This is a genomic window from Actinospineispora spinosispora DSM 44797 (assembly GCF_000429025.1).
Classification (GTDB): domain Bacteria; phylum Actinomycetota; class Actinomycetes; order Mycobacteriales; family Pseudonocardiaceae; genus Pseudonocardia; species Pseudonocardia spinosispora.
Genome location: NZ_AUBB01000017.1, coordinates 289,227 through 298,827, shown reverse-complemented (window position 1 = coordinate 298,827; position 9,601 = coordinate 289,227). Strand labels below are relative to the sequence as shown.

General features: G+C 68.1%; 8 protein-coding genes. 2 read left to right on the top strand and 6 right to left on the bottom strand.

Features of this window, described 5'->3' with window-relative positions; translation table 11 throughout:
• Positions 1-9: 9 nt before the first annotated feature.
• Entirely contained in the window at positions 10-870 is an 861-nt protein-coding gene (locus tag G406_RS0107535; RefSeq protein WP_028933377.1) for an NAD(+)/NADH kinase, read from the bottom strand.
• Between the two features lie 1,072 nt (positions 871-1,942).
• On the opposite strand from G406_RS0107535, the gene G406_RS45190 reads away from it, so the two are divergent.
• Both G406_RS45190 and G406_RS0107525 read left to right on the top strand, forming a co-directional pair.
• Positions 1,943-2,245 (top strand): hypothetical protein, encoded by a 303-nt coding sequence (locus G406_RS45190; RefSeq protein WP_051341762.1) that lies wholly within the window; start codon positions 1,943-1,945, stop codon positions 2,243-2,245.
• Between the two features lie 15 nt (positions 2,246-2,260).
• Positions 2,261-2,836: an HD domain-containing protein gene (locus G406_RS0107525; RefSeq protein ID WP_028933376.1), complete on the top strand. Its 576-nt coding sequence runs from the start codon at positions 2,261-2,263 to the stop codon at positions 2,834-2,836.
• Positions 2,837-3,059: 223 nt separating this feature from the next.
• Here the strand turns inward: G406_RS0107525 and G406_RS0107520 are convergent, their stop codons facing one another.
• Genes G406_RS0107520 through G406_RS0107500 form a run of 5 tightly spaced genes read right to left on the bottom strand, consistent with a single transcriptional unit; the run spans position 3,060 to position 9,595 of the window.
• Positions 3,060-3,923, bottom strand: coding sequence for a sugar phosphate isomerase/epimerase family protein (locus tag G406_RS0107520; RefSeq protein ID WP_028933375.1), 864 nt, complete (start codon positions 3,921-3,923; stop codon positions 3,060-3,062).
• A gap of 9 nt (positions 3,924-3,932) precedes the next feature.
• Positions 3,933-5,978: a bifunctional rhamnulose-1-phosphate aldolase/short-chain dehydrogenase gene (gene rhaD / locus G406_RS0107515; RefSeq protein ID WP_037075467.1), complete on the bottom strand. Its 2,046-nt coding sequence runs from the start codon at positions 5,976-5,978 to the stop codon at positions 3,933-3,935.
• On the bottom strand, positions 5,975-7,069 hold the full coding sequence (locus G406_RS0107510; protein WP_028933373.1) for an ABC transporter permease: 1,095 nt from the start codon (positions 7,067-7,069) through the stop codon (positions 5,975-5,977). The genes rhaD and G406_RS0107510 overlap by 4 nt, the downstream gene beginning before the upstream one ends.
• The gene (locus G406_RS0107505) at positions 7,070-8,071 is read right to left on the bottom strand and encodes an ABC transporter permease (protein WP_028933372.1); all 1,002 of its coding nucleotides are present in this window, start codon (positions 8,069-8,071) and stop codon (positions 7,070-7,072) included.
• A complete protein-coding gene (locus G406_RS0107500; RefSeq protein ID WP_028933371.1) occupies positions 8,072-9,595 on the bottom strand; it encodes a sugar ABC transporter ATP-binding protein in 1,524 nt (507 codons plus the stop codon). It abuts the gene before it with no gap.
• Positions 9,596-9,601: the final 6 nt, after the last annotated feature.

The window sequence follows — 9,601 nt, the reverse complement described above, 5'->3', positions numbered from 1 at the left end:
GACGAGTAGCTAGCCGAGCTCACCCGGGTCGGACAGCTTGAGCTTCCGCTGCGCCCGCTGGTAGAAGGTCGTGCTCCCCAGCCGTACGACAGACCCGGCCGCGACCTTCGTGGTCAGCTCGACGCGCTCCCCCGGATGGACCGTGCGGGCCAGTTCACCGTCCACCTCGAGGCCGAGCGGCCCGCTGCTGGGCAGCAACTCCAGTGCGAGCGGCTCACTGCAGGCCAGCACCAACGCACGGTTGAACGCCGAGTGCGGCGCGACCGGGATCACCACGAGCCCCTGCGCCCTCGGCGACACGATCGGCCCGCCCGCCGAGAAGCTGTAGGCCGTCGATCCGGTGGGCGTCGACACGACCACCGCGTCGGCGACGTACCGGACGAACGGCTGCCCGTCGATGTGCAGCCCGATCGCGGCCTGGCGCTGGCCCGGCATGCGGATCAGGACGACGTCGTTGAACGCGATCCGGCTGCCGTCACCCACCACGGTGGCTTCCACCGCGACCCGAGGTTCCACCTCGTACTGCTGTGCCGCGATCGCACCCAACGCCGACTCGAGGTCCGGCACGTCGATCTCGGCAAGGAAACCGAGCTTGCCGAGGTTGACGCCCAGCACCGGGATCTGGTGCTCGACGGCGAGCCGCAGGGTGCGCAACATGGTGCCGTCCCCACCGAGGCTCACCAGCAGGTCGGCCTGCTTCGCCAGCTGCTCCTGGGGACACACCTCGACACCAGGCACGTCATCCGGCTCCCCCGCGATGCCGAGCACCCGAACCCCGCGGGCCGCCGCCCACGCCGCGATGGTCCGAACAGCGGGCCCGCAGTCACGAGCCGGATGCAGAACGAGCCCGATGACCCCGAAGTGACCCACCCCGTCAGCCTACGGCTCCGGAACCGGCACTTCGCGGAGCTTCATGTCGCATCACAGACACTGCAGTGTCTGCGACGCGACACCACGGTCTGCGAGACGTGCCCTGCAACGGCCGCACCTTCGATCAGGCGTTCCCCCCACGCCGATCGCGTAGGCGTGTGCCCCACATATCCCCGTGACGGTTCCGCATCCGGGCTCGGCGTCTTCACCCGTCACCCAGTGATCAGTCGCACCTAGGCAGAGCTTCCAGACCATCAGCCAATCACCACGAACAGATTGCAATCGCAAAGATTCCGCGAGACCACGGGCGAACCTCTCGAAGTCACCATGAAACAAGGCCCATTCCCCTATTCCGATCGTCAAACGCTAAGCTGATCCGGACTGGCGCAGAACGGACCGCGAGTACGAATTAGCGCAGCTCAATGCTGGGAGTGAGGTTGGGTTCGATGGCCGGTACCACTGGAACCCGACATGCCAGTCAGGGTTCGCTAAGAGATCCAGGAGTGGTGTCTGGGTTCGCACTCAAACTGATCCGTGAGTCCATAGCGATGACTCAGTCTCAACTTGCCCACGAGCACGATGTCGATGTCGCCACCGTGCAGGGGTGGGAAAGTGGCCGCCGACCGTTGGCATCGTTGCGGGTCCGCGACCTCACGCGGCTGCGGACCAGGCTCCTCCAGCGAGGTACGACATCGGTGGCCGTGCGCGCTTTGAGGGACGCCATCGATGCCGACCTACTCATAGGGGACGCAGTAGAAGCAGGCATGAAACCGATCGAACCCGAGATGAACCTTCTCGGAAGTACGGCACATCAGCGCAGGCTTACTGCTTTGATAACTTGGCCGTTCACCGGCAACACGCCCGCAGAACTGAGATTCCCTGTCCATGCAACCTCAGTGAGACGCGGGCCGGTGCCAAAAAGGCCGACACGTGGGTCACGGTGCGGTCCTCAGCGGTAGCACTGGCCTCCGGCGGCGACCGCGAACCTCTGGAACGATTCGTCCATGGCGTACGAACGTCTCAGCAGCAAGAACAAGCGAATCTGAACTACTGGGCGTACTGGGTCGGTGAGATGACCACCGTGCATCTCAACGACGAATTCATGATCGATACCCAGCCTCGCTCCTGGGACGGGACCATACTGATGGAGCACCTCCTCGATCGTCTGATCCCCCGCACCGACCAGGAACAGCTCAACGTCCACACGTTGTGGGCGCTGCTACTCACCCACCCCGAGCTGCTCGGAAATCGACCCCTATTCGGCGAGCGACTGCAGACAGCCGTCGCGGTACTCATGGACCACAATGATCTCTCGCCGCTGACCAGACGCGAGCTCTCGGATGTGAGCTATGCCGCCCGAGCAGCTCAACGATAGGTAGTGTCACCGGTCGTGGAAGAGCACGCAGCGGACCTCCAATCCGAAGCCATCGCCAGTTTCGCCTTCGAGCTCGGACTGCTCAAGAGAATCCGCCGCTCCGGCTGGTGGCAGGTCGGCCTCCGTGATCCCGAGTCGGTCGCCGAGCACAGCCTGCGCGTCGCCCAACTTGCGACGATCATCGCAGCAGAGGAAGGCGCCGACCCGGCCCGCGCGGCCCTCCTCGCCGTCTGGCACGACTCGCAAGAGACCAGGACCGGCGACATTCCACATACCGCAAGGCCCTACCTCGACAAACCTGTCCCGGCCGCGATCACAGCTGACCAGACCCAGAGCCTGCCGGACACCACTAGCAAGACCGTACGAGCCATCGTCGACGAATACGAGGAGCAGCGCACAGTCGAAGTTCGCTGCGCCAAGGACGCCGACAAACTCGAGTGCCTCATCCAAGCCGTCGAATACCGCGAGGCCGGCTACTCCACCGTGCAGGGCTGGATCGACAGCTCCCGGGCCGCACTCACCACTGACACGGCGGCGCGGATCGCCGATGCCGCGCTCACCACATCACCCCTGGCCTGGCGCGGCCGCTGAGCGTCCGACAACCCACGAACCATGATCACCACGGCCCGGGGGTGAGCAGATGAACAACACGCGCGGCATGTGTGCGGCGCGCTCGGACGACTTCGCAGACGCTGATGTCGCGTCGCAGACATTGCGGCGTCTGCGACGCGACATGACGCTCTGCGAGCCGATACTGAAGTGATCAGCGAGACTGAAGATGCTCGTGGTGAACCGTGGTGAACACGAACTGCGCTCAGCGGGTTTCGTAGTTCTGCTTCAGGAACGCTCGGGCTCCGGTTGCCAGGTCCATGCCGTCGGTCCACAGGTTGCGCCAGATCGACAACGCCGAGGACAGGGTCGGGTGGACCACCTCGGAGGAGAACGACTCGAACGTGATCGTGCCGCGGTAGTCGACCTCGTGCAGCGCCTCGAAGAACTCGGCCCACGGCACCGAGCCCGTGCCCAGCTGCCCTCGGTGCGACTCGCCGACGTGCACGTAGCCGAGCTTGCCCGCCGCGGCCGCCGCGAGGACGGGCTCGCGGAACGACGTCTCCTCGATGTTCATGTGGTACGTGTCCAGGTGCGCGACGACGTTGTCCCGGCCGGTCTCGGCGATGAACGCGAGGGTCTGCTCGGTCGTGTTGAGCACGTTGGTCTCGTACCGGTTGCAGAACTCCAGCCCGAGCGTGATGCCGGACTCCGCGGCGCGGTCGGCGAGCCGCGCGATCGTCTCGACGGAATGCGCCCTGCCGCGTTCGGTCAGCGGCGTGGTGTAGCGGCCGAGCTTGCCGAAGATGACACCGCCCAGATAGTCGCCGCCGACGTCACGCACCAGGTCGAGCGCGAGGTCCAGACGCTTCCGGCCCGCCGCCACGATGTCCGGGTCGTCGCTGGACACGTCGGTCGTGTCGTCCAGGCCGAGGCTCACCCCGGCGGACAGGCCGTGTTCGGCGAGCAGCCGGGCGGTCAGGTCGGCGTCGAACAGCTCGGGCTGGATCGCCGCGAGCTCGATCAGGTCGTAGCCTGCCGCCGCTGACGAGCTGATCGCGTGGCGTGCCTCGCGCTCGCTCCAGCCGCCGACCCACACCAGTGCGTGGATTCCGATCTTGTTGGACAAGGTTCTCCCCTATCGCAGGAATGCCTGGGGCACCCCGGAGTCGACCGGAACGATCAGCCCGGTGGTGATCGGCAACGTCCCGTTGGTCAGCGCCAGCACCGCGGACGCGACGTGCTCGGGCAGCACCTCGACCTTGAGCACGGTGCGGTTGGCGTAGTACTTGCCCAGCTCGGACTCGTCGATGCCGTACGTCGCGGCGCGCGACGCACCCCAGCCGCTGGAGAAGATCCCGGAGCCGCGCACCACTCCGTCCGGGTTGATGCCGTTGACCCGGACGCCGATCTCACCCAGCTCCGCCGCGAGCAGCCGGACCATGTGCGCCTGCGCCGCCTTCGCCGACGAGTAGGCGACGTTGTTGGGACCGGCGAACACCGCGTTCTTCGAGCAGATGTTGATGATGTCCCCGCCGAGCCGCTGCGCCCGCAGAACCGGTTCGGCCGCCTTGGCCACCAGGAACGAGCCACGCGCCAGGATGTCGTAGAGCAGATCCCAGTCCTGGGTCGAGGTCTCGGCCAGTGAGCCAGCGCGGCTGATGCCGGCGTTGTTGACGATCAGATCCGCCCCGCCGAAGGCGAGCACGGCGGCATCCATACCGGCGGTGATCGCGTCCGGGTCGGTCACGTCCATCGCGATGCCGGCCGCACGGTCCGGTCCGCCCAGCTCATCGGCCACCGCCGACGACTTCGCCTCGTCCAGATCCGCGACCACCACGTTCGCACCGTGCTCCGCGAGCATCGTCGCCGTCGCCAGCCCGATACCGGACGCGCCCCCGGTCACGACGGCGATCCGGCCTGCCAGTGCCTTGGGCTTCGGACGCAGCTGGAGCTTCTTCTCCTCCAGCAGCCAGTACTCGACGGCGAACTTGTCGGCCTCGGTCACCGGCTCGTAGGTCGAGACGCCCTCGGCGCCGCGCATCACGTTGATCGCGTTGACGTAGAACTCGCCGGCCACCCGCGCGGTCTGCTTGTCCGCGCCGAACGAGAACATCCCGACCCCGGGCACGAGGATGATCGCCGGGTCGGCACCACGCATCGCGGGCGAGTCGGGCGTGGCGTGGCGCCGGTAGTAGGCGCTGTACTCCTCGCGGTACTCGGCGTGCAGCTCGCCGAGCCGCTTCACGACCTCGTCGAGCGGCGTGTCCGGCGCGGTGTCCAGGAGCAGCGGACGCACCTTGGTCCGCAGGAAGTGGTCGGGGCAGGACGTGCCGAGGCTGACCAGGTGTGCCAGCTTCTCCCTGGTCAGGAAGTCCAGCACGACGTCGCTGTCGGTGAAGTGTCCGACCTGGCGCCGGTCCATCGACGCGACCGCGCGCAGGTGCGGGAACAGCTCGGCCGCGCGCCGTCGGCGGTCCTCGGCCGGCAGCGCCGCCCGACCCGGAACCTCGGCACCGAACGGCTCGGCCACCGAATGCTCCTCCAGGTACGCCGCGGCCTCCGCGATGATCCGCAGCGAACGCTGCTCGACCTCGTCGCTCGTGGCGCCCCAGCTGGTCAGCCCGTGCCCACCGAGGACGGCGCCGATCACGGAGGGGTCGGCGGACAGCTCCGCCATGGCCTTGCCCAGCTCCCAGCCGGGACGTTTCCACGGGACCCAGGCGACCCGGCCGCCCCAGATCTCGCGCACCAGCCGCTCGCCGTCGGCGGCGCAGGCCAATGCGATGACCGAGTCCGGGTGCAGGTGGTCGACGTGGTCCAGGTCCACGAGACCGTGCATCGGGGTGTCGATCGAGGGTGTCGCACCGCCCCGGCCGTGGCCACAGAACGAGAACAGCTCGACCATCTCGTCCTCGTGCTCGACGCCGCGGTACACCGAGTCCAACGCGACGAGCCGGTCCCGTTCGAGCACCGCGAGCCCCTCGGCACGCAGCGTGCCGAGGTCGCCGCCGGAGCCCTTGACGTACAGCAGCTCGACGGGTTTCCCGGTGGCCGGGCTGTCGACGGTCACCTTGACCGAGGTGTTCCCACCGCCGTAGTTGGTGACGGCCGGGTCGGAGCCGAGGCGATTGGATCGTTCCAACAGCTGGCGCACGGCATCGGGTCGAGTCGGGTCGGTCATCGGGTACCCCCGTATTTCCTCGTCGTGTACGCGTTGAGCAGCGCGCAGAAGACCAGCACCGCGCCGAGCGCGAGAAGCTGGAACTGGGTGCCCTCGTTGCCTTCGAACAGCAGCAGGATTCCGGCGTTGAGCCAGGTGATGAGGACGGCGGCGAGCAGCACACCGGACACCCGTCCGATGCCGCCGGTGATCGCGACACCGCCGAGGACGGCGATCGTGATCGCCGGCAGCGCGAGCCCGTTCCCGCTGGTACCGGCGTCGGGGCGAGCCGAGGCGAACTGCCCGGTGACGTACACGGCGACGACTCCGGCGAGCAGCCCGGCCAGTGCGTAGGCACGCAACCGGGTCCCGGCGACGTGCACACCGGCCCAGGTCGCGGCGACGTCGTTGGTGCCGATCGCGAACAGCCGCCGTCCGTAGGTGGTGCGTTGCAGCAGCAGCCACAGCAGCACGACCGCCGGCACCAGGAAGGTGAACACCCCGAGCGGGACGTTCGGGATGTTCCGGCCGATCAGCGGGATCTCCACCGCGCCGGTGAGCGAGTACAGGCTCTGGATGTCCGGCGTGCTGATCGGCTTCTGCGCGTTGATCACCACGGCGAGCGACTTGTACGCGTAGTAGGTCGCCAGTGTCGTGATGAGCGCGGGGAACCCGAGCCAGGCGATCAGCACCCCGTTGACCGCGCCGAGCACGGTGCCCACGACGAGCGCGAGCAACACCGCCACCGGGAGCGACCAGCCCCACGAGCCGTAGGCGAGTCCGAAGACCATGCCGGTCAGCGAGACGATCGCGCCGATGGACAGGTCGATGCCGCCCCGTCCTGACACGATCACCACCAGCTCGGCGAGTGCCAGGATCGCCAGCGGTACGGCGTCCACGAGAGAGCCGGCCAGGTAGTCGGGGTCGTACGGGCCGGTCAGGTAGCCGCCGTAGCTGAGCGAGGTCATCCAGATCAGCACCGCGATCAGGAGGATGACCAGCAGGATCTCGCGCCTGGTCAGCACCGCCCGCAGTGAGCGGGACCAGATCGAGCCTGCCCCGTTCTCCGGAGACGGTGCCGGTTCCGTGGTTCGCTGGGGAGTCGACGTCATCTAGAGCTCCCTCTGACGGGTCCGGGTGCGCTGCCGGAGCAGGTCCGCGCCGACCGCGACGATCACGAAGATGCCGACGAACAGGTCGGACAGGTCGCTCGGCCAGCCGAGCTGGGTGACGCCGGAGGACACGGTCTGCACGAGCAGCGCGCCCAGGATCGTGCCGAGCACCGAGCCTCGGCCGCCGATGATCGAGGTTCCGCCGATGACGACCGCGGCGATCACCGCGAGCTCCTTGCCCGCCCCGATGCTCTGGTCGAGCGTCGAGGTCCCCTTGGCGATCGTGAACAGCGCGCTGACCCCGACCAGCGCACCGGTCACCACGTAGGCGATCAGCGCCCTGCGCCGCACCCGGATCCCGGCCAGCTCGGCGGCGACCGGGTCACCGCCGATCGCGTAGAAGTGCCGACCGCCCGGGGTCTGGCGCAGGTACCACCAGACCGCGCCCGCCACGACAGCGGTGAGCACGAAGCTGTGCGGGACGCCGAGTGTCTGCCCGGCACTGCCCCGGCCGAACACGTCCAGGGTTCCGGGTATGCCGTTGACCGTCTGCGACCCGAAGATCTGCCGGCCGACGAACTGGAACAGGTTGAGCGTGCCGAACGTGATGATGATGGCGTGCACGCGCCCCCAAGCGATCAGCACGCCGTTGACCGCGCCGAGCACAGCGCCGACGACGATCGCCGCGAGCAGCGCCACGACGAGCGACACCTGGGCGTCGACCAGCAGTTTCGCGGTGATCACGCCGCACACCATCAGGCCGGCGCCGACCGAGACGTCGATGCCGGCGGCCACGATCACCAGCGTCATACCGACACCGATGAGAGCGATCGGCGCGACCTCGATCAGCAGCGGCCTGATCGAGCCGGCGGTGAGGAAGGCGGGTGTCGCCCACCAGAGCACCAGCCACAGCGCCGCGATGACGCTGATCAGCACGACCTCCTGGCCGGTGACCAGCGGAGCGATGACCCGCACCCGGGAGGGCTTGGTCGTGGTCGTCACTCAGGACACCTCGCTCTCGTCGCGCGCACCGGCGGCGGCCGCGAGTACATCCACCTGGGAGGCGTCGCCGTGGAACTCGGCGACGATCGTGCCGTCACGGACCACCAGCAGGCGGTCCGCGATGCGCAGTGCCTCGGGCAGGTCCGAGGTCACCACCAGCACCGCGGTGCCCTCGTCGGCGAGCGCGGTGATGATGCGGTGGATCTCCTCCTTCGCACCCACGTCCACGCCCTGAGTGGGCTCGGCGAGGACCAGTACGTCCGGCCGTTCGACCAGCTGGCGGGCGAGCACGACCTTCTGCGCGTTGCCGCCGGACATCGCGCCGATGGGTTGCCGTTCGCTGGGTGTCTTGACCGCCAGCCGCTCGATCAGGTCCCGCGCGACCGTCCGTTCCCGTGCCCGGTCCATCCACACCGCGAACTTCGACAGCAGCGCCAGGTGACCGATCGAGATGTTGAACGAGATCGGCTGGAAGACGAACATGCCCTGTTTCTTACGGTCGGCGGGCAGCAGCGCGATGCCCAGCTTCTGGGCCTGACGCGGTGACGTCGGGCGCACAGGTTCTCCGCCGAGCCGCAGCTCGCCCTCGGTGGCCGGGTCGATCCCGTAGATCGTGTTGGCGATCTCCGAGACCCCGGACCCGACGAGGCCGTACAGCCCGACGATCTCGCCGCCGCGCACCGAGACGCTGACGTCGTGGAACCGCCCCGCCAAGCCGACCGAGTCGAGCTCGAGCACCGGCGGGCCGTCCGCGACCGCTCTCGGAGTGGTGTCGTCGTTCAGGATTCCGCCGACCATGAGCTCGGCGATCTCCCGGACGGACAGGTCCCGCATCGGATAGGTGCCCAACGTGGCGCCGTCCCGCATGACCGTCACCTCGTCGGCGATGCGGAACAGCTCGTCCAGCCGGTGCGAGATGTAGATGATCGCCACGCCGGAGGCGGCGAGTCGCCGGATGACGCGGAACAGGACCTCGATCTCCGAGTCGGTCAGGATCGCCGACGGCTCGTCGAGGATCAGCAGCTTCGCGTCACCCGCGAGGGCCTTGGCGATCGACACCTGCTGTTGTTCCGCGATGGAGAGGGTCCCGACCGCGGCGGTCGCCGCTGCGGCCGGGATACCCAACAGGTCGAGCAGCTCGACGACCTTGGCGTGCTGCGCCGCCCAGTCGATGCGAGGGCCGGACCGCAGCTCACGCCCCAGGAAGATGTTCTCCGAGACAGTCAGCTCGGCAAACAGCTGCGGTTCTTGGTACACGGTCGCGATGCCGAGCGCCAGCGCGTCGGTCGTGCTGGTGATCTGTGCGGGCGAGCCGTCGAACACGACCGTTCCGGTGTCGGGGGTGACCGCTCCGGACAGGATCTTGATCAGTGTCGACTTGCCGGCGCCGTTCTCACCGACCAGCGCGTGCACGCTGCCGGCCGCCACCTCGATGTCGGCGTGCCGGATCGCGCGCACGGCGCCGTAGCGCTTCGACACGTCGGTCATGGACAGCCGGAGCGCGCGCTGGGTCGTCTCGGTCATCGTCGA